Source organism: Leuconostoc sp. C5, assembly GCF_056530425.1.
The window spans coordinates 1,260,608-1,280,637 of sequence record NZ_CP134351.1; the positions used below are offsets into that span (position 1 = coordinate 1,260,608).

Genomic DNA, 20,030 nt, shown 5'->3' on the forward strand with positions numbered 1-20,030 from the left:
TCACTAATCTTTTCCAATAAAAAAGTACCCTAATCAGGCACTCGTTACATAGTTTATTATATTAAACTATTGTATTTAACAGACATGATTATCCCCATCCCCGTCTATGTATGGTGATCCCCCAATAATGAAATGAATAAGGATCTTATGAAATAAAATAGAACATAGAAAAGATCACCGTATGTTTATAATAGCACTATTTCTAAAAAAGGTACAAATTAATATGACAAATATTCTAAAATTACAAATTTTAAGGTAAAAATTGCGACCACTTTTCATCAATATGATAAAAGTTGTGATTTTCTTCACTTCGTTGTATTATTAAAGCGTACAATAAAAAGGGAGAAGAATATCGTGAAAGAAACAAATTTTATAAAGTACCTAAGCTGGATTGCGACCGTCATGGCTGTGTTAATGTATGTTTCGTATATCCCTCAAATAGCAGATAATCTAGCTGGCTCTAAGGCGAACCCCTTACAACCACTGGTGGCGGCTATCAATTGTACCTTGTGGGTTATCTACGCACTAAAAAAGAATCATCGCGACATACCTGTCGCCTTAGCTAATTTTCCAGGCATAATATTTGGTCTAATCGCTTTCGTGACTGCCATTTAACTTCTGGACACCCTATATTGTGATTTTATAAACATTTTTAAAGGTTGTGTTCATTAAAATCAGGGAAACATTTTTTATAATGTTCCCCTGATTTTGTGTCATTTCATTTGTGCGTTTTTTGCTTTTTATAAATAACGTGATAATTAACCCAGGGGGTATTTATAAGAACTGTCACCAAAACTTTAACCCATGTTTCCTCAATGACTACGCTAAGAATGCAACTCCCGATAATAGTTGATACAAAGAAATAATCAGCTGCTTTCAGTTTTATTAGCTGTCTTAATACCAATTGCTCTCATGTCACTAGATAAATTTTGATGCTTTCAACATCATCAAAATTCCAGTATCGAAATTTCCAAGACTAGACTTATAGATGCGCAATACTTATCAGTAGTATCTTTATGCTTCAAACCAGACAAATAATCTTGCTCGGGTTCTTTAGACTTTTTCATGTTATTTAAGACCTTCTTTTCATCGTGTTAGTGCTATAATTTATCTATACATCTAGGGGGAAAGTATGGTAAATTTTATTGTTTCTTTATTACATCTTCTAATCTTTGTAAGTGCTATCGGATCGTTTGTGGTTTTGAAACCTTTATTCAAAACATTCACCAAAGCCCAAAAAATATGGGTTATCATTCTAGTAGTTGCTGTTATCATTGTATTTTTTACTAATGAAATGCCAGATATGATTAAAGGGTATAGCGACGGCTACAATGCTTATAAATAATCAAAAACCATCAACATTATTGATGGTTTTTATTTTGGTGTTGTCTTTTCATGATTAAGCACTTTTAATAGCGTTTTGTGCTAATTTTAAAATGGCATAATTTAAACTATTTTTTTCAAAAAATGGAACAAAACAGCAGCTATAAGAACCAAAATAATTGGAATAAATACACCAATCATTAACCATGATTCTACTGAAGCTTCATCACTCATATCGTCACCTTCAATGTGTTATTTACTAACATCATACCAGTAAATAATCACATATTCATAATCCTCCCAAACTAATTTTAAAACAAAAAGCACCGTAGTGCCTTATTTTAATGAATATAAATTGTAATGACAGTTACTAATCCGAAAAAGATGCCTGGAACGTTAGAAATTATGATTGGCCAATCTTTATATGTTTTACTCCAACCATACCCTGTCCAAAGAGAAGCGTTAATCATTGCAACTAAAGGCTGTAAAAAACCAACAGGATGACCCGAAAAGTTATTAAGTAGTTTTAATCCTGTGCACATTTGTGGATTATAAGTTGGTAACTTTTTATAGAATCTCTTCCACAACCCGCAATGACATCTTGTGAGAATTTAAAGATCACCACATCACGCACTTTTTTGACTATTTCAATATTATACTCAAAGATGAACGTAAAGCGGGTCTCGAATGTATAACAAAAAACTCTTTAAATGAACCTTACAACATTTAAATAGTTCTTTGTAAATCACTTATTCTTAATTGTGAGCACTTCTTCAATTTCTTAAATGCTTTTATCAAAAAAATTGCTGGGAATAATCTATACTTTCAAGTGAAGACTATCTATTGGGGATATCTCTTAAGCGGAAAAACGTGTTTAGAGATGTAACCACTGCGTGGTGTTTCATTAGACAAAAAGCACAAAAATCGAAAATACGATTTTTAAAAGTTTAAGAAGAACTACAATATCACTTCCCAACACCTACATAGCAACACTTAAGCAAACAAAAACCGTCCTATCAACATTCGTGATAAAACGGTGTAAATGCGCTGAGGGGGATTCGAACCCTCGACCTGCCGGGTAGAAACCGGCTGCTCTATCCAGCTGAGCTACCAGCGCGTACTATAATATAATAACATTTTATTACGTTTCATGAAAGTATTTTTTTTAATCTTAAATTGATTTATACTAACAGTAGATAACATTGGGAGAATACCACATGAGAAAAGCATTTATTGCCTTGGGTGTCGTGATTGCAGCGTTGCTCATCGCCTTTATAACTTTTAATCAACAGCCAAAGTACGCAGATGTTTCTATGCCAAAAGCTGATTATACCCATTTACAAGAATCGCGCACCAATATAAAAAGACTGATTGATGATTTAAGTAAATTTAATTACAAAAAAGACAGCACAATGGTGGCAATTGAAAAAGATGCTAAAATTATTGCTAACGAAAACAGTAAAGATCTAAGTAGTTCTGACGCACAGACGCTTCGTGATGCCTTATATGGGCAAAATGGTATTGTCACAATCGTTAAAGCCGCACAAACTGGTAAATACAACATTGACGCTAGTGTTGCTTCACGTTTCCATACCGGATTCGATTCAATCATTACCATGTCTGTCAACGCAATCAATAAAAGCTCTGCTCAGCGTGCAAATATTGTTACTCAGATGAAAAAAGACTTAAATATCGAAGAAGCCATATACCAAATTGGTGCCAAGCATGAAGAATAAAAGCGATTCTAACCAATCGCTTTTTTATTTTTGCTCTTTTCACAATAAACGAACCTTATCTCAAAATAACTCCTATTCCCTTGAACAAATTGACTACATTTAACTATTTATTATCCTGCAATCTCATGTTAAAATGGTTACCTATTATTTTTTTATCCCAAAACTAGGAGTAATAATATGATGAATGTTCGCACGGTGAAGTTAGCAGACGCACCAACATTATTGAATATCTACAAACCTTACGTCGAAAGAACAACCTCTACTTTCGAGTACAATGTTCCTACTATCCAGGATTTTGAAGACCGAATCGCCAATACGCTTGAGAAATACCCTTATATCGTCATAGAAGAAGATAACACGATTTTAGGCTATGCTTACGCTCATGAGTTTAATAGTCGTGGCGCGTACAAATGGACCGTTGAAATTAGCGTATACGTCTCACAAGAAGCTCGCAGTCGCGGAATAGGTAAAATGCTCTATTCCGAAATTGAAAATATATTAAAAAAGCAAAATGTTGTTCATATTATCGCTTGCATTACTGAAGAGAATGAAACAAGTAGGAAGTTCCATGAACGAATGGGCTATGAGAATGTTGGCTTGTTTAAAAAAATAGGTTTTAAATCTGGAAAATGGCTAGATAACTTTTGGATGCAAAAAACACTCTGTCCTTCTGATCAACCGAAAGAGTTTGTGCCTTTTAGCTCATTATAATTATCCGTACTAATTCAAATACTTAACATAAACGTGATAAATCGTTTGCAACAAGTGGTATTATAATAGTTATATTTAATTTGGGAGTATAGCTATGGAAAATAAACGTCTAGGAATTATTTCAGGCCTCTCTGCATACCTTCTGTGGGGCATGCTTGGTGTGTTCTGGGAACTATTAAGTGTTGTCCCAGCAATGGATACTTTAGCCTATCGAATTGTTTGGTCGCTTGTAACCATTAGTGTGGTGTTAACCTTTCAAAAAAGTTGGAAAGAAGTCTGGCACGTCATTATTGAATTAATCCAAAATCACAAAATGGGTTTGATTATATTAAGTGCCTTCCTAATCTCAATTAACTGGTTTTTATATATCGATATGGTTACTCATGAGCAAGCCACTGAAGCGAGCCTCTCTTACTATATAATGCCACTAATGAATGTAGTTGTCGCAGTTATTTTCTTACATGAAAAACTATCAAGATCCAAAATAGTCGCCTTAATACTTGTTATTATTGGCGTTGTCATCCTAACTATTCAAACTGGATCACTACCTTTAAATACACTACTAATGGCGGCTACATTTTGTTTCTATGGCTTGATCAAAAAACAAGTACCCTTGCCAGCTACAATTTCATTAACACTGGAAACCCTCTTCGTTGCACCTATTGCTTTAGTTTATCTGTTCTTATCTCCACATGTGATGATACAAAATGGGCCTAAGATTACAATTCTATTGATTATGAGTGGTATCTTAACGGTTATCCCCTTACTCTTATTCGCTGTTGCCAATAAAAATACTGACTTTATCACGTTGAGTTTTATTCAATATCTTAATCCAACTATTCAATTGCTTATGGCCATTTTTGTTTTGCATGAAGCCTTTAACTGGCATAAGGTCATTGTGTTTGCTTTTATTTGGACTGGCATACTCGTATTTATTATTGGTAGTTTGAATAGCTATTATAAATTGAAAAAAACAGCTTCATAATAAAAAAGCATCCAGCATATCGCTTGGATGCTTTTTTATTTTCTACATGTCGCTTTATCAATGCTTACTTTTAACAAATGACAACCAACTTCACATACTATTCTCCTGCTGTCATCTTTATTCCAATAATTGCAATGATTAGTAGAACGACAAAGAACCATGTAGCATTTGAAAATTTATCATGAAAAAGCACAACACCTACGATAACCGATCCCACAGCCCCAATACCTGTCCATATCGGATAGGCAAGACTAAACGAGAGATGCTTCACCGCTTGTAATAGGCAAAGCATACTTGCAATTAAGCCTAAAATTGTTACGGTTGCCCAACCCACTTTAGAAAAACCATCACTTAACTTCATAGCAGTTGACCATAATATTTCCGAAATACCCGCAAACAACAAAAAGATCCAAGACATAGTTATCCTCCAAAATTAAAGCAGTTAAATAATCTAATTAGTTCAATGTTTTTTAAACAATGGTAACAGCTTAGTCAATTTTTTATTTTTTAATACAATTAAAGTCAACAATGCAATGACACTTATCCAAAATGAAATTATTTGAACCGGCGTCTTTACATATTTCACATCAATTTTACTAATACCTTTTTCTATAGGAACAACGATGGCATTGTTTTTATTATATTTTTCAGGCATTTTTTCCCCATTCACGTATACTGTGAACCCAGGATAAAAGATATTTGGCAAGACAACATCAGTATACTTTTGTACTGAATTAATTCGATAATGTATGCTGTCGTATCCTGTTGTCCAACGTGTTTGTTGTATCTCTTTCTTTGGATTCATCAACGGAATAGAATGTTGTTCTAACTTATCTTTGATTTTGAATGCATTATGTGGCAAATAATCATATACATAATTATTTAGTGTGGCATTTTGAAAATCATCCCAAGAAACTATGTTAACAGCATTGCCGTTTGGGTTTCGCTTAATACTAAAATTAAGACTAGTGACTGAGAGCAATCCAATAGAACAAAATAGCGTTACCAGCAAGTAGCGACTCTTTCTATTTTCAACAATATTAGCAATGGCAATTGCCCCAAGAAAAGCTGAAATAAAAGTCGCAGTATAGAGAAATCTGCCAACGAATTGTATGAACCCTAAATATTTATCAAAAATTGGCCAAGGAAAGATATTAGTTACAAGTATTAAATTGATCAGCAAAACTACTGATAAGTATTTTAATGCGGGATGAAATTTGTTCCAGCCATTAATAACAAAGAATACAACGATTAGGCCTGATAAACCTAAGCTGTACGAAGCCAACTTGTCTGTTAAAAATACACTCATTGTAGGTAAAACAGTATTTGACAACAATAGTTTATTGACAGAAATATTTTTAACAAACAACAAATTTTGTAGAAGTGGTGCTAAGAAAAACGCTGAAAGTAATGCTGAAAGCATTCCTGCGTAAATTAACTTTACTATACGCGCTAATTTGATATTCTTAGCTTCTTTAACAGTAAATGTCATTGAGAATGAGAAGACCAACATCAAAACAACAACTACCGCATCAGGTAGATCACATAAAATGAGTCCGGCAACCCCTAAAGACATTATCCACCATTTTTTATGATCTTTTAATGCAATCTGATACATTCCATAAAAAGCAATTGGCATAAAAATAAAAATAAAAGATCCACCAAAGCTACGGTAAAACAATGTTATAGAAATCGCAAAATGACTAAATCCATATAGCGCACTACTTAATAGAGCAATGAAACGACTTTTTGTTATTTTTAATGTACAAATGTACATTGACATAAATGTTGAAAAAAAGATTAAAGCAATAAATGCCAAATAACCACCGTACGCATTGCCAAAGATTATGTGCAAGAGCACCTCTGGAAGCATAGTTATCAACGGATAAAAAAGATTTTGTGGATATCCAAATGATCCAAAAGTTTTAGTCATCACACTGGGAATTGCTTGATCCAAATGACCATGACTTAAATTCAAATAACTTTCTGCGACACGAGCCATATGGAAACGCCCATCCCATCCCTCTTGATGGATATAGGCTGGCCCATGCAAATAAGGTAAAATAATCAAACAACTGAATAACGCAAAAAGTAAGCAAACACTTATGTTTAAATGCTTACCAATTATATACTTAACTTTATTTATCATACTATTCTACTTTCCCCAAAAAAGAGCGAAATAACCTTCATTAACATCTCCAAAATAAGAAACACGCTCCTATGTATCATAACAGAAGTAATAGTGTTTTTAAAGCAAAAGTTTCTATAATAATTTCTGAAGTGAACTTTCACCATAATTTGCTACTTATCACTGTTCGATTTTCAGAAATAGCAGCTGTCTATCAAATACTTTGTAAGCATTTAATGTTTTTTAAATCTGGCTATGTTTTTATATAACATACCCCATATACCATATTTGTGATATCCTTTAATTATTAGCGTCAAAATGATACTGATTTAAAAAGGACAGAATTTCATGGATTGGAAAAATTATTCTTTGCAAACTCAAAATGCCGACTGGGCATTTTTGGATGAAATGTTAAGACGATCAAAAAGTAAAAAATTCGAGTTATCAGATTTTTTTGAAAATTATCAACACAAAAGATATGTCCTCGAAAATTGGAGTCGTAATCATTTACACAAACAAGTATTTTTTTCAAATTTTGATGAAATTATTCGGATTGAATGATTTTAAGAATAAACCCTCCATAAATTTTTTTGCAGTTTGAGTTACGAAAACAGTAAATGGCTCCTACTGTGTACTGTGCTGTTTTCTAACGTTGTATTAAGTTATGCAAAATAAAAAAAACGTTGATATAACAACGTTTTTGTACATATAAGAACATGAGATAACATATAATAAAGGAGCTAGCGGGATTTGAACCCGCACACCGCGAAATGCGGCTCGACGGATTTCGAGTCCGTTGCAGTACCGGATTGTGCCATAGCTCCATAACGAAGAACCCAAGCAGGTTCCTGATTATTTAAAATAAATGTTAGTTTGTTGATGCCTTACGACGCTTAGCAAACTTTTCACGCTCAGCTGTGTTCAAGATAGCTTTACGGATACGTACGTTTTCAGGAGTTACTTCAACATATTCATCATCATTCAAGAATTCCAAAGAAGCTTCCAAATTCATGATGCGTGGTGTCTTAATTGAAGATGTTTGGTCTTTGTTTGATGAACGAACGTTTGATTGTGGCTTCAATTTTGTAACGTTGACTGAGATGTCATTGTCACGCGCATTCATTCCAACAATCATTCCTTCATAAACTTCAATACCAGCGCCAACAAACATTTGTCCACGATCTTCAACACCCATAATTGCATAGTTTGTAGTTGTTCCTTGGTTAATAGAAACCAAAGCACCATTACGACGTCCTGGTTCCCAGTTACGAACAACTGGACGATATTCAGCATACGTATGGTTAAAAATACCATATCCACGTGTAGCTGACATAAATTCAGTTGAATAACCAATTAAGCCACGTGAAGGTGCCATATAAGTCAAACGTGTTTGTCCGTTACCAACAGACTCCATGTTGACCATCTCACCCTTACGTTGGTTCAATGAATCAATAACTGTTGATGAATATTCATCAGGTGTATCGATTTGAACTGATTCATATGGTTCTGATTGAACACCATCAATTTCACGGTAAATAACCTGTGGACGAGAAGCTTGTAACTCAAAGCCTTCACGACGCATCGTTTCAATCAAAATTGACAAGTGTAATTCACCACGACCAGACACTGACCAAGCACCAGCTTGTCCAATATCTTCAACGCGCAATGACACATCAGTATGCAATTCACGACGCAAACGATCTTCAATTTGACGTGCAGTAACAAACTTACCTTCTTTACCTGCAAACGGACTGTCATTTTGACGGAATGTCATTTGCAAAGTAGGTTCGTCGATACGTAAAATTGGTAATGCATCTGGATGAGCAGGATCTGCAACTGTTTCACCAACAGAGATATCTTCCATACCAGAGACAGCAATCAAATCACCAGCTTTAGCTTCTTGGATATCTACTTGGTCTAACCCGATGAAACCAGCAAGCTTAGTTACACGGAAACTTTGTGTTGAACCATCCAACTTCAAAACTTCAACGTTGTCACCAATTTTAATTGTTCCGCGCTTAACACGGCCAATACCGATACGACCAACGAAATCATTATAGTCCAACATTGCCACTTGGAATTGTAATGGTTCATCTGAATTGTCAACTGGTGAAGGAATTGTATTAAAGACAGCATCAAAAATTGGCTTCATCGTATGTTCTTGATCGTCAACATTTGGTGACAAAGAAGATGTACCGTTCATCGCTGAAGCAAAGATAACTGGGAAGTCCAAATCTTCTTCATCGGCACCTAATTCAATAAACAAATCCAATACTTCGTCAACAACTTCTTCAGGACGTGCACCAGGACGGTCCACTTTGTTAACGATAACGATTGGTGTCAAATGTTGTTCGAAAGCTTTTTTCAACACAAAACGAGTTTGTGGCATTGTACCTTCAAAAGCATCAACGACCAACAAAACGCCATCAACCATACCCATGATACGTTCAACTTCACCACCGAAGTCCGCGTGTCCAGGTGTATCCAAAATGTTAATTTGCTTGTCCCCAACCTTAACGGCTGTGTTTTTTGACAAGATAGTGATACCACGTTCTTTTTCAATATCGTTAGTATCCATTGCACGATCACCCAATTCCTTGCGTGAATCCAATGTGTCTGATTGCTTCAAAAGTTCGTTAACCAGCGTCGTCTTCCCGTGATCGACGTGGGCAATGATAGCGATGTTACGAATGTCTTCGCGATTTGCCAATTTTCTAGTACTCCTTTAATTTAAATGCTGCCACATACAAAAGCTAGGGACACTTCGTTCCCTAGCTTCTATGCAACGCCAAAATATCGCGATGCGCTCGATTCGTAGCAACTAATACTATGTTAGATGATAACATATCTAACTGCTTTCCGTCAATATCTGAAACAATTAATCCTAATGTTTTTGCTAAAACTTGACCAGCAGCAAAATCCCATGACATCATTTTTGAAGAATATCCAACGGCTTGACCACGTAAGACACGGATAAAAGACGGACCAGCAGCGCCAATAACTCGGTATCCCAAGGCACTTTTAGCAATTTCGTCATATCCAAACATCCCATAGAGCAAGCGCGCACCACTCAATAAAACAATTCCTTGATTAAGCTCATCATTTTCTGGTGGATCTAACCGCAATTGATTGGCAAAAACACCCATTTGAGGACCCCCATGATAAACAATATTATTTACCACATCCATAATCCATCCTAAAATAGGTTGGTTATCAATGTAAAGTGCTATCATAATAGCAAAGTCATCGTGCTGTTTATAGAAATTCATGGTACCATCAATTGGATCGACAAACCACACATGTCCAGCCATACTAATTGGTTTATCACCAAATCCCTCTTCACTCACAATTTGTGCATCTGGATCAAATTTTCGAATGTACTTGTTGATTATTTGCTCATTGCTTTTATCAATATTTGTAACTAAATCACGTGCATCGTGTTTAGTAGCTACATCTAAATGCTGATTCATTGCCGCTATTGTAGATTTTTGCAATTCATCAAGCCACACTAATACAGTTTGGTCAATTTCTTGAATTTCAAATGGGCTTAATGTGCTCATAAGCGTACTCTGTCTTTCGTCGAATTTTGGACAAATTTTATGGTTTTATATATGCTGTATCCCGTTTGGCGTTCAAAATCCTTATCAAATTTTTTCTGCTCGCTTTTGGCAGGCATTATTTTTCTGTATGCATCGTAGTTTTTTAATACCTCTTCACGAGAAGATCCTTTTTCATAAACACCTAACACACTGTTTATAAAATTTGTCACAATAATAATATCTTGGGTCGTCCAATCACCATCGATTGGTAATACATAATTTTCATTCATAATTTTATTTTAACATGTTATAACGTTTGATATACTAGATTGTGAGGTAAAAAAAATGACAATCAGATTTACTATGGATAAAATCACACGGGACGGGGATCCCGTACTACGTAAAACGGCTGCGTCCGTTTCTTTCCCTTTGAGTGAAGAACACGCACAACTTGCTAAAGATATGATGGAATATTTAGTTGTATCTCAAGATGAAAAACAAAATGAGAAGTACGGTCTACGTCCAGGTGTTGGATTAGCTGCTCCACAAGTAGGCTACTCTTTGCGTATGTCATCAATTTTAATACCTGCACTTGACCCAGAAGACACAATTGACGAACCTTATTTTAAGGGCACAATTTTCAACCCTGTAATTATTTCAGAGTCCGTCAAGCGAGGTGCCTTAAACGTCGGTGAAGGTTGTCTATCAGTTGATGAAGATGTGCCTGGCTTCGTACCTCGTGCTTATCGAATAACAGTACGCTACCAAGATGAAAATGGTAATAAGCAAACAATTAAATTGCGCGACTATCCTGCCATTGTTTTCCAGCATGAAATTGATCACTTACATGGGCACTTATATTATGATCACATTAATATGCAATCGCCTTGGGAAGTTGATGAAGATACAAAATATATTGATTAATTTGGTCAATCTAAAAAGCTCTGCAGATAATCACTGCGGAGCTTTTTGATTACAATTTATCGAAGAAACTCTTTTTCTTAGTTGTACCGTCGGTAGCTTCCTTGAAAGCTTCCAACGCCTTTTTCTGATCTTTATTAAGTCGTGTCGGTACTTCGACAGTCACAATAACAAATTGATCTCCGTGTCCATTGCCACGCAAACGCGGAGCACCCTTACCACTCAAGCGGAAACGCTTACCAGTTTGAGTACCAGCTGGGATTCTTAACTTCACTTCACCGTGAACCGTCTTGACTTGAATTTCGTCACCCAACGCAGCTGTCACAAAGCTTATCTTTTGTTCTAAGTAGACATCTGCACCATCACGTTCAAATCCATCTCTTGATGGTGATACTTGGAAGACAACGAACAAGTCTCCTTGTGGTCCACCATTAACACCACTTTCACCTTGTCCACTCAAACGCATTTGCTGCCCAGTTTCAACACCAGCAGGTACAGTAACCTTAATCTCGTGTTGCTTACCATCACCACGGTTAAACTTAATCGTAGTTTCCTTACCAAAAATGGCCTCTTCAAAAGTCAAGTTCATGCGGTACTGTAAATCTTGTCCTTTGCGCGGACGATTTGGATCAAATCCGCCACCAAACATTTGACTAAATATATCACCCAAATCGGAGAAGTCGCTAAAGCCACCTTGGCCGCCAAAACCGCCTTGGCCACCAAAACCACCTTGTGCGCCGTTAGGTCCAAATTGATCATATTGCGCACGCTTTTGTTCATCACCTAGCGTCTCAAAAGCTTCTTGAACTTCTTTATATTTTTCTTCAGCACCAGGTTCATGATTCAAATCTGGATGGTATTTTTTTGATAGCTTACGATAAGCCTTTTTAATTTCATCTTGACTGGCGTCTTTACTAACGCCGAGACGGTCATAATATTCAGTGTTATTCACGCGCCCGCTCCTTCTAATTTATGTACACAAACCGCACTCAATGAATGCGGTTTGTTTTAATAATTACTTCTTATCGTCTTTATTTGGATCAACTTCTTCAAAATCACCATCAACTGTGTTGTCATCAGCAGACTTTGCGTCTCCTTCAGCTCCGTCCTTTGGCGCTGCTTGTTGATACAACTTCATTGCTAATTCACCAGCTACCTTAGTTAATTCTTCTGACTTAGCCTTCAAATCTGTCAAATCAGCATCATCAGCTGCGGCATCTTCCTTAGCTTTTTTCAAAGCTTCCAAAGCGTCTTGTGTTGGCTTCTTTTCATCGTCACCCAACTTGTCACCAACTTCTTCCAAAGTCTTTTCAGTTTGGAAAATCAATTGATCAGCTTCGTTGCGTGTATCGACAGCTTCTTTCTTCTTAGCATCAGCCTCTTCGTTTGCCTTGGCATCGTTCATCATCTTTTCAATTTCTTCGTCTGACAAACCACCAGCAGCTTGGATTGTAATCTTTTGTTCCTTCTGTGTTCCTAGGTCCTTAGCAGAAACATTAACAATACCGTTACGATCAATGTCAAATGTCACTTCAATTTGAGGTACACCACGTGGTGCGGCCGGAATATCTGCTAATTGGAATCGACCCAATGTCTTGTTGTCGGCAGCCATTGAACGTTCACCTTGCAAAACATGAATGTCAACAGCTGGTTGATTGTCAGCTGCAGTTGAGAATACTTGTGACTTTGAAGTTGGAATCGTTGTGTTGCGTTCAATCAACTTAGTGAACACACCACCCATTGTCTCAATACCCAATGACAATGGTGTAACATCAAGCAAAACAACATCCTTAACATCACCAGTAATGACACCACCTTGAACGGCAGCGCCCAAAGCAACAGCTTCATCAGGGTTAATTGAGTGGTTAGGTTCCTTACCTGTCATCTTCTTAACAGATTCTTGTACGGCTGGAATACGAGTTGAACCACCGTTCAAGATAACCTCGTCGATGTCAGAGAATGACAATCCGGCATCCTTCAAAGCACTCAAAACAGGTTGCTCTGCTTTCTTAATCAAATCAGCTGTTAATTCGTTAAACTTTGCACGTGTCAATGATGTCTGTAAGTGCAATGGTCCGTTATCACCTGAAGCAATAAATGGCAAATCAATTTGAGCTTCGTTTGCAGATGACAAAGTCTTCTTAGCTGATTCTGCGGCATCCTTCAAACGTTGCAAAGCTAATTTGTCATCCTTTAAATCAACACCATTTTCTGACTTAAATTGTTCTGCCAAATAGTCAATAACTTTGTTATCAAAGTCATCACCACCAAGATGAGTATCACCGTTTGTTGACAAAACTTCAAACACGCCATCTCCTAATTCAAGGATTGACACATCGAATGTTCCACCACCTAAGTCATAGACAAGAATTTTTTCATCCTTATCTAGCTTGTCCAAACCATAAGCCAATGCGGCAGCTGTTGGTTCGTTAATGATACGTTCTACTTCCAGACCAGCAATCTTACCGGCATCCTTAGTAGCTTGACGTTGTGCGTCGTTAAAGTAGGCAGGAACTGTGATAACAGCTTTTTCAACCTTTTCACCTAAGTAATCTTCAGCATAGCCCTTAATATATTGCAAAATCATTGCTGAAATTTCTTGTGGTGTGTAGTCTTTACCATTGGCATTAACTTTATAACCAGCTTCACCCATGTGAGACTTGATTGAAATAATCGTGTCTGGGTTTGTAATTGCTTGACGCTTTGCAACATCACCCACTTGACTTTCGCCATTTTTAAATGAGACAACTGAAGGTGTTGTACGACCACCATCTGGATTTGTGATGATCTTTGGTTCGCCACCTTCAAGGACAGCAACAGCTGAGTTTGTCGTTCCTAAATCAATACCAATAATTTTTGACATAAATATTTTCTTCCTTTACTTTAAAATCATTTTCATCTTTTTAAGGTGTGGTATCTCATCGATTGAATCACCATGCAAAATCGTTCTTATTTCGCCACTGCAACCATTGCTGGTCGAATTACGCGGTCTTGTAATATGTAACCCTTTTGCAAAACTTGTGCAATCTGGTCAGATTCAACTTCATCTGACTCAACACTTTGAATTGCTTGGTGCTTAGTTGGATCAAAAGATTCACCAATTTCACCCGTTGACGTAATACCATTGTCTGTTAAAGCTTGATTTAACGTCTTAAGCGTCATCTCCACACCTGTTTTAATTTGCTTTGACACTTCATCGTTAGCTTCAACTTGAAGGGCTCTTTCCAAATTATCAACGGCTGGCAATACTGCACTGGCTAATTTTTGTCCATCATACTTGCGTACATTTTGTAGTTCACGCGCATTGCGCTGTTGTATATTTTGAATTTCTGCTTGTGAACGTAATAATTTTTCTTCGAGGTTGTTAACTTGCTCTGTTAGCTTATCAATTTCCGCTTGTTTCGGATCAGGCTCCACCTGTAAATCATCAGCTTCAGATTCAATTTCTTCGGTCAAATTTTCATCAGTTTGATCAGAAATGTTCTTATCTTCTACAACTTCTTCGTTTTTTTCTGTCACAAGTGTGACCTCCTAGCTATGTATATTCAATCATTTTGCGACTTAACGCTTCACCAAACGCGTCTGTAAGCAACGTATTGGTACTATATGACATAGGAATTGGACCAAGTAAAGCAATAATACCACTTCCTTGATTTGGTACCAAAAATCCACGCGTAATCAAGCTGAACTCTGAAAGTAATGGCTCGCCAATCTCACGTCCAATTTTAACTTGAACATCTCGTGTTGGCGAAGCAATTTGTCTAACATCCTCAGCATTGTTCAAAAATTCCAACAGAGGCTTCACATCAGCGATATCTGTTTCTTTACTAAAGTCTAGAACATTCAATCGGCCGCCAATATGGACGTTATCTCCGTTCGATCGTGCTAACACGTCGCCAAATAGTTGCAAAAAAGCTGCCGGCGTTTTAATCATGCGACTCATTTGCGTAGGCAACTCATCAGACTGCATCATACGCAACACATCATTAACCGGTCGACCGACCATCTGATCATTGATGTATGCAACCATACTTTCTAACGATTCAATCGCCATTTCATTTGGTAATTTAAATGTCTGGCTAGTCACTTTACCATCATTAGTAACCAATACTGCAATCAGCTGATGGCCCTCCAATGGAACCAATCGAAATCCCGAAACTTTAATATCAATTCGCCTTGGCTTCAAAATTAACGCAGTATAACCAGTTAAATTTGATAAAGTCCTAGCTGTTTCGTCTAGCAAATCATCTATCTCATGGAAGTTTCCACGGAATGATTGAATGACCGCTTGTACATCGCGATCAGTCGCTCTGCGTGTCATCATCAGGTGATCTAAATAATAACGATACCCTTCGTATGATGGTACACGACCAGCAGAAGTATGCAATTTTTTTATAAGATCATCAGATTCTAGCGCTGCCATTTCGTTACGAATCGTAGCAGAGCTAATTTTAATATCTAGATGTTCTTGTAGACTTTTTGAACCAACCGCATGCTCACGCTGTGTATACTCATAAATAATGGCGGTTAAGATTAACTTTTGTCGTTCTGTTAGCGCCATATTATCGACTCCTTTTAGCACTCACTATATCTAACTGCTAACACTTATTATAATACACTATTTGAGAAATAATGCAAGTCTTTTTAGCACTCTTTTTATAAGAGTGCCAACAAACTGTATTTTATAATTTTGTATTAAAATAATGCCTTGTTTGTCTTGCATCTTCATTAAGTTGATCTATCAGTGCTTGAACGTTTTCAAATTTCACTTCACCACGCAGATAATGACACCATTGTATCTGAACAAACTCACCATATATTTCTTCTTGATAATCTAAAATGTTAATTTCAACTGTGATTGGACGAGCATCACCAAACGTCACATTGCGTCCGATGCTAGCCATTCCTAGATACCAAGTATCATATACTTTTATTTTTACAGCATAGATACCAATACCAGGCAGCCATTCCTCTTCAGGTGTTTGTATATTGGCAGTTGGGAAGCCTAATTCACGGCCTCTAGCTTCGCCATGGACGACTATACCTGATGTCGAATGGACACGACCAAGCTGCTGTGCGGCGCCATCTACGTTCCCCTGATCTAACATAGATCGAATTGTTGAAGAAGAAACTTTCTGATTATAATCATCAAATTCAGACACAGTAATAACATCAAAGCGATTAGTTGCATATGTTGCTAAATGTAGCATATCACTATCCGTTCCCGCTGCACCATACAAATGGTCGAATCCTGCTACCACCGTAACAGGGTTTAATTGCATGACCACCTCATCTACAAACTGTTGACCACCTAATTTAGCAAGTTTAGAAGTAAATTGCATAACATAAACCCGATCAACACCTAGCTGTCTCATGATGGACTTCTTTTTGGCTAATGGTGTTAAATAACGCAGTGGTTTTTTCAACGTCTGAAAAGCTACAATTGGATGTGGATCATAGGTCAACACAGCCAAGGGCACCCCTTGTTTTTCAGCTTCTGCTTTCGCACGAGCTAAAACAGCCTGATGCCCGCGATGAACACCGTCAAAAAAGCCCATTGCAACGACCTGTTGAACCGGCTTTTTAAAATCTAATATCGGATAATGTAAACGAATTAATTCTGTCATAGTCATTGGTTATCAAATACATAACGAGAGCGCCATAATTGCTCAATCTCGTCATATTGATATACTGCTTTCAGTTTGTTTTGATAATATAGTTGCAAATAGCTGTCATTTGCAGGCCAACTAGAAATTTTCTGACCATTTTTTACAGCAAACCATTCATTTTCACTCAAATTTTTAGTTGGCCACTTCAATACTTCTCTAATAGGTATTACTTGTTTTAATACTTCTTCATACGATAGTGTGGACAAAAAATCCAGGTCACGTGCTTCAGAAATTTTGAATCCGCTCCCCATCGTTCGAGTTAATTGTGTCATTGTTGCCGGGATCCCAATTATTTTGCCTGCATCTACGGCTAAAGTGCGAATATACGTGCCCTTGGAAACTGTGGCTTCAAACTTGAATACCTGCTTACCATCTATAAATTTAATACCGGATGTACGTTTGAAGTCATGAATTACCGCTTTACGAACTGGACGTTCAACAGTCTCACCATTTCGAGCATACTCATAGAGCCGCTTACCATTAACTTTTACAGCAGAGTACATAGGTGGCCTTTGTGTGATTTCGCCATTTAATTGCTGTATTGCTTGATCAATTTTCTGGTCAGAAAAAGGCGTTACAATATCCAGCTGATCAACGATTTCACCATCAAGGTCCTCTGTTTCTGTTGAAAATCCTAATGTAATTTCACCAATATAACTTTTTGGCCGTGTTTGCAATTCATCAATCAACTTTGTCGCTTTACCTAAAGCAACTACTAGGACACCATCAACATTCGGATCTAAAGTGCCAGCATGGCCAACTTTTTTTTGACCAATAATACGGCGTACTCTACTAACAACATCAAAAGATGTCATGCCACGAGGCTTATTGATAACTAACAAACCATCAACTATCTGATTCTTTGTCATTTTGCAATTCCCCTACTTGCCAGACGTTTTGTCCTGCATAAACAGAACCATACCGAATATTTGGTAGGTCTTGGTTTGCCCAAACAACATAAATGCGTAGTGCTTCATGATCAGCAGATAGCACCTTCTGATTTGTCGTTCCAATAACATCACCTGCATGTAATTGTTGTCCTACACCGTATTGAGCCAACCGAACGACATTTGATGTGCCCACGACAGTTACAGTTACAGTCTGTTCTGAAATATCTGTTAGCGTCAAATAATCATTAGTGGACTCAGTAACAATACCCGAAACCGGTGCCATTAAATTACCACCATGCGGCACTAGCATAACCCCGTTTTTAGTTTTAAAGGGTTCATCGCGGCTGTCGGTAATTTTTTGTAAATCCCCAGTCACTGGCGCTACTAAAACAGGCGTATCATTATTACGCGCTAATCTAGTCGCATTGATTTGACCCGTACTCTTCAATTGTGATAATTTTTTTTCTGAACCAAAAAGTCGTTTCCAGAAGTTCATCTTTAGCCGCGTACCTTTTCAATATATTTTGTCATTCGCTTCATTCCTTCTGCCAAGTCTTCATCGGACGCAGCGTATGAAATACGAATGTAAGCTTGCGCTGCATCGCTGAAGGCCGAACCAGGAATAACCGCCACTTTACCTTCTTTTGCTAACTGTAAAGCAAACACATCGCCATCAGTACCTAAATCAGCAGGCAATTTAGCAAATAAATAAAATGCCCCTTCTGGCTCAACCACATCAAACCCTAACGCCTGCAACTGTGATAACACTTTGTCTCGACGTTGACGATAAATATCACGCATCTTTACTGGTGTGTCGTTTACATCACGTAAAGCAACCAAAGCCGCATCTTGAACAAATGTAGGTACAGCGAAAACAAGCGTTCCATGTGTTTTTTGCAATTGCGCAATTGTCTCAGCTTGGCCTAAAATAAATCCCACACGATAGCCTGTCATGGCATGAGATTTGGATAAACCATTAATGTAAATTGTGCGTTCAGGTATGTATTCAGCAAATGATACATGTTCTTGATCGTAAGTTAGGACGGAATAAATTTCGTCAGAAATGACCCATAAATTATGCTTCGTAAATGTTTCAGCTAATGCAATGATCTCATCACGTGAGTATGTTACTCCCGTGGGATTAGTTGGGTAATTCATCAAAATAGCTTTAACGGGTACCGTCGCATTTTTGATGGTTTCTTCGACCATATCAGGTGTTAATTTAAAATCGTTTGCTGTTGTATCAATGGACAAACGCACACCATGTGCTAAATCAAGAGAAGAAAAATAAGGTCCATAGGCTGGTTCTGGTACCAACAAGCCATCATTATCATTCAGGAGGGTTTGAAATATAACATTTATGGCTTCACTCACACCCTGTGTGATGATAATATTTTCTGGACCATTATAATTTAAATGATACTCACGATTAAAATACGCAACAGCAGCTATTCTCAAATCTGTTTCACCTTGACTTTCAGCGTAGTGAGAACGATCGTTTGTAATTGCATCAATAGTCGCTTGCTTAATACGTTCATCAACAGCAAAACCAGGTTCACCAAATGTTAATCGTAAAATATCTGGAATATCACGAACTTTTAATTGAAAATCCAATAGTTTGTCAGGCGCCATATCCAATACTATAGAATTGAAGGGTTGAGTTGGATTAGTCATATTAAATCTCATTTTCTTAAAAATTAATTGTATAGAACTATTTTAACACAAAAAGCGCTCATCCTAATGGAGAGCGCCCAATATTTGATAATTTATTAATTTTCAGTGTGCAGCTTGCGAATCAAGTCCTCAATATGATTTCCGTATTGAACAGATGTATCACGCACAAACTTCAATTCTGGCGTTTTGTAAACCGTCAATCGTGAACCTAATTCTTTACGAATCAATCCACTAGCAGCTTCCAAGCCGGCTTGAGTTTTCTTAGCATCACTGGCCAAATCAGATAAAATGGAATAATAAATTGTTGCTATCTGCAAGTCACCAGACAATTCAACACTTGTTACTGTAACCTCTTTTACTCGCGGATCATTAATACGCTTAAGTAATAAATCAGTAACATCACGTTGTACTTCTTGAGCGAGACGACCTGCACGTTGTGGATTTGCCATAACTA

Annotated in this window: 21 protein-coding genes, 2 tRNA genes and 1 pseudogene; 7 read left to right on the top strand and 17 right to left on the bottom strand. The window is 37.1% G+C overall.

Features of this window, described 5'->3' with window-relative positions; genetic code table 11:
* Window positions 1–354 precede the first annotated feature (354 nt).
* Both RHP56_RS06390 and RHP56_RS06395 read left to right on the top strand, forming a co-directional pair.
* A complete protein-coding gene (locus tag RHP56_RS06390; RefSeq protein ID WP_050891633.1) occupies window positions 355–615 on the top strand; it encodes a SemiSWEET family transporter in 261 nt (86 codons plus the stop codon).
* A gap of 517 nt (window positions 616–1,132) precedes the next feature.
* The gene (locus RHP56_RS06395; RefSeq protein ID WP_011680036.1) at window positions 1,133–1,345 is read left to right on the top strand and encodes a hypothetical protein; all 213 of its coding nucleotides are present in this window, start codon (window positions 1,133–1,135) and stop codon (window positions 1,343–1,345) included.
* 319 nt (window positions 1,346–1,664) lie between these two features.
* Here the strand turns inward: RHP56_RS06395 and RHP56_RS06400 are convergent.
* Together RHP56_RS06400 and RHP56_RS06405 are read right to left on the bottom strand one after the other, a co-directional pair.
* Window positions 1,665–1,850 (bottom strand): annotated as a pseudogene (locus RHP56_RS06400) (SemiSWEET family transporter); the annotation flags it as partial.
* Window positions 1,851–2,366: 516 nt separating this feature from the next.
* Window positions 2,367–2,440, bottom strand: a tRNA-Arg gene (locus RHP56_RS06405).
* 100 nt (window positions 2,441–2,540) lie between these two features.
* Between RHP56_RS06405 and RHP56_RS06410 the strand changes: the two genes are divergently transcribed.
* The 3 genes from RHP56_RS06410 to rarD all read left to right on the top strand — a co-directional run bounded on the left by RHP56_RS06410 (window position 2,541) and on the right by rarD (window position 4,755).
* A complete protein-coding gene (locus RHP56_RS06410; protein ID WP_002814970.1) occupies window positions 2,541–3,059 on the top strand; it encodes a hypothetical protein in 519 nt (172 codons plus the stop codon).
* 177 nt (window positions 3,060–3,236) lie between these two features.
* Complete coding sequence (locus RHP56_RS06415) at window positions 3,237–3,770, top strand: GNAT family N-acetyltransferase (protein ID WP_080987886.1); 534 nt, start codon at window positions 3,237–3,239, stop codon at window positions 3,768–3,770.
* A gap of 94 nt (window positions 3,771–3,864) precedes the next feature.
* A complete protein-coding gene (gene rarD, locus RHP56_RS06420; RefSeq protein ID WP_084014425.1) occupies window positions 3,865–4,755 on the top strand; it encodes an EamA family transporter RarD in 891 nt (296 codons plus the stop codon).
* Window positions 4,756–4,852: 97 nt separating this feature from the next.
* Here rarD and RHP56_RS06425 read toward each other — a convergent pair whose 3' ends face one another.
* Window positions 4,853–5,173 (bottom strand): DMT family transporter, encoded by a 321-nt coding sequence (locus tag RHP56_RS06425; RefSeq protein WP_002814974.1) that lies wholly within the window; start codon window positions 5,171–5,173, stop codon window positions 4,853–4,855.
* Window positions 5,174–5,215: 42 nt separating this feature from the next.
* Window positions 5,216–6,904, bottom strand: a complete 1,689-nt coding sequence (locus RHP56_RS06430; protein ID WP_129870208.1) for a glycosyltransferase family protein — start codon at window positions 6,902–6,904, stop codon at window positions 5,216–5,218.
* A gap of 327 nt (window positions 6,905–7,231) precedes the next feature.
* Here RHP56_RS06430 and RHP56_RS06435 point away from each other — a divergent pair, with 327 nt between their 5' ends.
* Window positions 7,232–7,444 (top strand): hypothetical protein, encoded by a 213-nt coding sequence (locus tag RHP56_RS06435; protein WP_010291057.1) that lies wholly within the window; start codon window positions 7,232–7,234, stop codon window positions 7,442–7,444.
* Window positions 7,445–7,618: 174 nt separating this feature from the next.
* Here RHP56_RS06435 and RHP56_RS06440 read toward each other — a convergent pair.
* The 4 genes from RHP56_RS06440 to RHP56_RS06455 form a co-directional block, all read right to left on the bottom strand.
* Window positions 7,619–7,707, bottom strand: a tRNA-Ser gene (locus tag RHP56_RS06440).
* A 44-nt stretch (window positions 7,708–7,751) separates the two neighbouring features.
* A complete protein-coding gene (typA, locus tag RHP56_RS06445; protein ID WP_050883840.1) occupies window positions 7,752–9,593 on the bottom strand; it encodes a translational GTPase TypA in 1,842 nt (613 codons plus the stop codon).
* A 61-nt stretch (window positions 9,594–9,654) separates the two neighbouring features.
* A complete protein-coding gene (locus RHP56_RS06450) occupies window positions 9,655–10,443 on the bottom strand; it encodes an inositol monophosphatase family protein (RefSeq protein WP_462794670.1) in 789 nt (262 codons plus the stop codon).
* Window positions 10,440–10,712, bottom strand: coding sequence for a UPF0223 family protein (locus RHP56_RS06455; RefSeq protein ID WP_002815004.1), 273 nt, complete (start codon window positions 10,710–10,712; stop codon window positions 10,440–10,442). Before RHP56_RS06455 ends, RHP56_RS06450 begins: the two co-directional genes overlap by 4 nt.
* A 55-nt stretch (window positions 10,713–10,767) precedes the next feature.
* Here RHP56_RS06455 and def point away from each other — a divergent pair, with 55 nt between their 5' ends.
* A complete protein-coding gene (gene def, locus RHP56_RS06460; RefSeq protein WP_102753188.1) occupies window positions 10,768–11,346 on the top strand; it encodes a peptide deformylase in 579 nt (192 codons plus the stop codon).
* A 49-nt stretch (window positions 11,347–11,395) separates the two neighbouring features.
* Here def and RHP56_RS06465 read toward each other — a convergent pair whose 3' ends face one another.
* The 9 genes from RHP56_RS06465 to rbfA all read right to left on the bottom strand — a co-directional run bounded on the left by RHP56_RS06465 (window position 11,396) and on the right by rbfA (window position 20,025).
* Window positions 11,396–12,295: a DnaJ C-terminal domain-containing protein gene (locus tag RHP56_RS06465; protein WP_011680046.1), complete on the bottom strand. Its 900-nt coding sequence runs from the start codon at window positions 12,293–12,295 to the stop codon at window positions 11,396–11,398.
* Window positions 12,296–12,358: 63 nt separating this feature from the next.
* Window positions 12,359–14,206 (bottom strand): molecular chaperone DnaK, encoded by a 1,848-nt coding sequence (gene dnaK / locus RHP56_RS06470; protein WP_011680047.1) that lies wholly within the window; start codon window positions 14,204–14,206, stop codon window positions 12,359–12,361.
* 86 nt (window positions 14,207–14,292) lie between these two features.
* Entirely contained in the window at window positions 14,293–14,862 is a 570-nt protein-coding gene (gene grpE, locus RHP56_RS06475; protein ID WP_011680048.1) for a nucleotide exchange factor GrpE, read from the bottom strand.
* Window positions 14,863–14,878: 16 nt separating this feature from the next.
* On the bottom strand, window positions 14,879–15,904 hold the full coding sequence (hrcA, locus tag RHP56_RS06480) for a heat-inducible transcriptional repressor HrcA (RefSeq protein ID WP_014324886.1): 1,026 nt from the start codon (window positions 15,902–15,904) through the stop codon (window positions 14,879–14,881).
* Between the two features lie 121 nt (window positions 15,905–16,025).
* A complete protein-coding gene (ribF, locus tag RHP56_RS06485; RefSeq protein ID WP_281446845.1) occupies window positions 16,026–16,970 on the bottom strand; it encodes a riboflavin biosynthesis protein RibF in 945 nt (314 codons plus the stop codon).
* Window positions 16,971–16,972: 2 nt separating this feature from the next.
* Window positions 16,973–17,881 carry a tRNA pseudouridine(55) synthase TruB gene (gene truB, locus RHP56_RS06490; RefSeq protein WP_014324887.1) on the bottom strand — a complete coding sequence of 303 codons (909 nt, stop codon included), beginning with the start codon at window positions 17,879–17,881 and terminating at the stop codon, window positions 16,973–16,975.
* Window positions 17,859–18,398 carry a PTS sugar transporter subunit IIA gene (locus RHP56_RS06495; RefSeq protein WP_025268218.1) on the bottom strand — a complete coding sequence of 180 codons (540 nt, stop codon included), beginning with the start codon at window positions 18,396–18,398 and terminating at the stop codon, window positions 17,859–17,861. Before RHP56_RS06495 ends, truB begins: the two co-directional genes overlap by 23 nt.
* Window positions 18,399–18,400: 2 nt before the next feature.
* Complete coding sequence (locus tag RHP56_RS06500; RefSeq protein ID WP_061399414.1) at window positions 18,401–19,576, bottom strand: aminotransferase class I/II-fold pyridoxal phosphate-dependent enzyme; 1,176 nt, start codon at window positions 19,574–19,576, stop codon at window positions 18,401–18,403.
* Window positions 19,577–19,671: 95 nt separating this feature from the next.
* Window positions 19,672–20,025, bottom strand: a complete 354-nt coding sequence (rbfA, locus tag RHP56_RS06505; RefSeq protein WP_002815019.1) for a 30S ribosome-binding factor RbfA — start codon at window positions 20,023–20,025, stop codon at window positions 19,672–19,674.
* Window positions 20,026–20,030: the final 5 nt, after the last annotated feature.

Excerpts from the sequence above, each read along its gene's own strand:
- rarD (WP_084014425.1), top strand. The coding sequence starts at position 3,865 with ATGGAAAATAAACGTCTAGGAATTATTTCAGGCCTCTCTGCATACCTT.
- RHP56_RS06500 (WP_061399414.1), bottom strand. The coding sequence starts at position 19,576 with ATGACTAATCCAACTCAACCCTTCAATTCTATAGTATTGGATATGGCG.
- RHP56_RS06410 (WP_002814970.1), top strand. The coding sequence starts at position 2,541 with ATGAGAAAAGCATTTATTGCCTTGGGTGTCGTGATTGCAGCGTTGCTC.
- hrcA (WP_014324886.1), bottom strand. The coding sequence starts at position 15,904 with ATGGCGCTAACAGAACGACAAAAGTTAATCTTAACCGCCATTATTTAT.
- def (WP_102753188.1), top strand. The coding sequence starts at position 10,768 with ATGACAATCAGATTTACTATGGATAAAATCACACGGGACGGGGATCCC.
- RHP56_RS06430 (WP_129870208.1), bottom strand. The coding sequence starts at position 6,904 with ATGATAAATAAAGTTAAGTATATAATTGGTAAGCATTTAAACATAAGT.
- RHP56_RS06435 (WP_010291057.1), top strand. The coding sequence starts at position 7,232 with ATGGATTGGAAAAATTATTCTTTGCAAACTCAAAATGCCGACTGGGCA.
- RHP56_RS06495 (WP_025268218.1), bottom strand. The coding sequence starts at position 18,398 with ATGAACTTCTGGAAACGACTTTTTGGTTCAGAAAAAAAATTATCACAA.
- RHP56_RS06425 (WP_002814974.1), bottom strand. The coding sequence starts at position 5,173 with ATGTCTTGGATCTTTTTGTTGTTTGCGGGTATTTCGGAAATATTATGG.
- rbfA (WP_002815019.1), bottom strand. The coding sequence starts at position 20,025 with ATGGCAAATCCACAACGTGCAGGTCGTCTCGCTCAAGAAGTACAACGT.
- RHP56_RS06395 (WP_011680036.1), top strand. The coding sequence starts at position 1,133 with ATGGTAAATTTTATTGTTTCTTTATTACATCTTCTAATCTTTGTAAGT.
- ribF (WP_281446845.1), bottom strand. The coding sequence starts at position 16,970 with ATGACAGAATTAATTCGTTTACATTATCCGATATTAGATTTTAAAAAG.
- RHP56_RS06455 (WP_002815004.1), bottom strand. The coding sequence starts at position 10,712 with ATGAATGAAAATTATGTATTACCAATCGATGGTGATTGGACGACCCAA.
- RHP56_RS06450 (WP_462794670.1), bottom strand. The coding sequence starts at position 10,443 with ATGAGCACATTAAGCCCATTTGAAATTCAAGAAATTGACCAAACTGTA.
- truB (WP_014324887.1), bottom strand. The coding sequence starts at position 17,881 with ATGACAAAGAATCAGATAGTTGATGGTTTGTTAGTTATCAATAAGCCT.
- dnaK (WP_011680047.1), bottom strand. The coding sequence starts at position 14,206 with ATGTCAAAAATTATTGGTATTGATTTAGGAACGACAAACTCAGCTGTT.
- RHP56_RS06415 (WP_080987886.1), top strand. The coding sequence starts at position 3,237 with ATGATGAATGTTCGCACGGTGAAGTTAGCAGACGCACCAACATTATTG.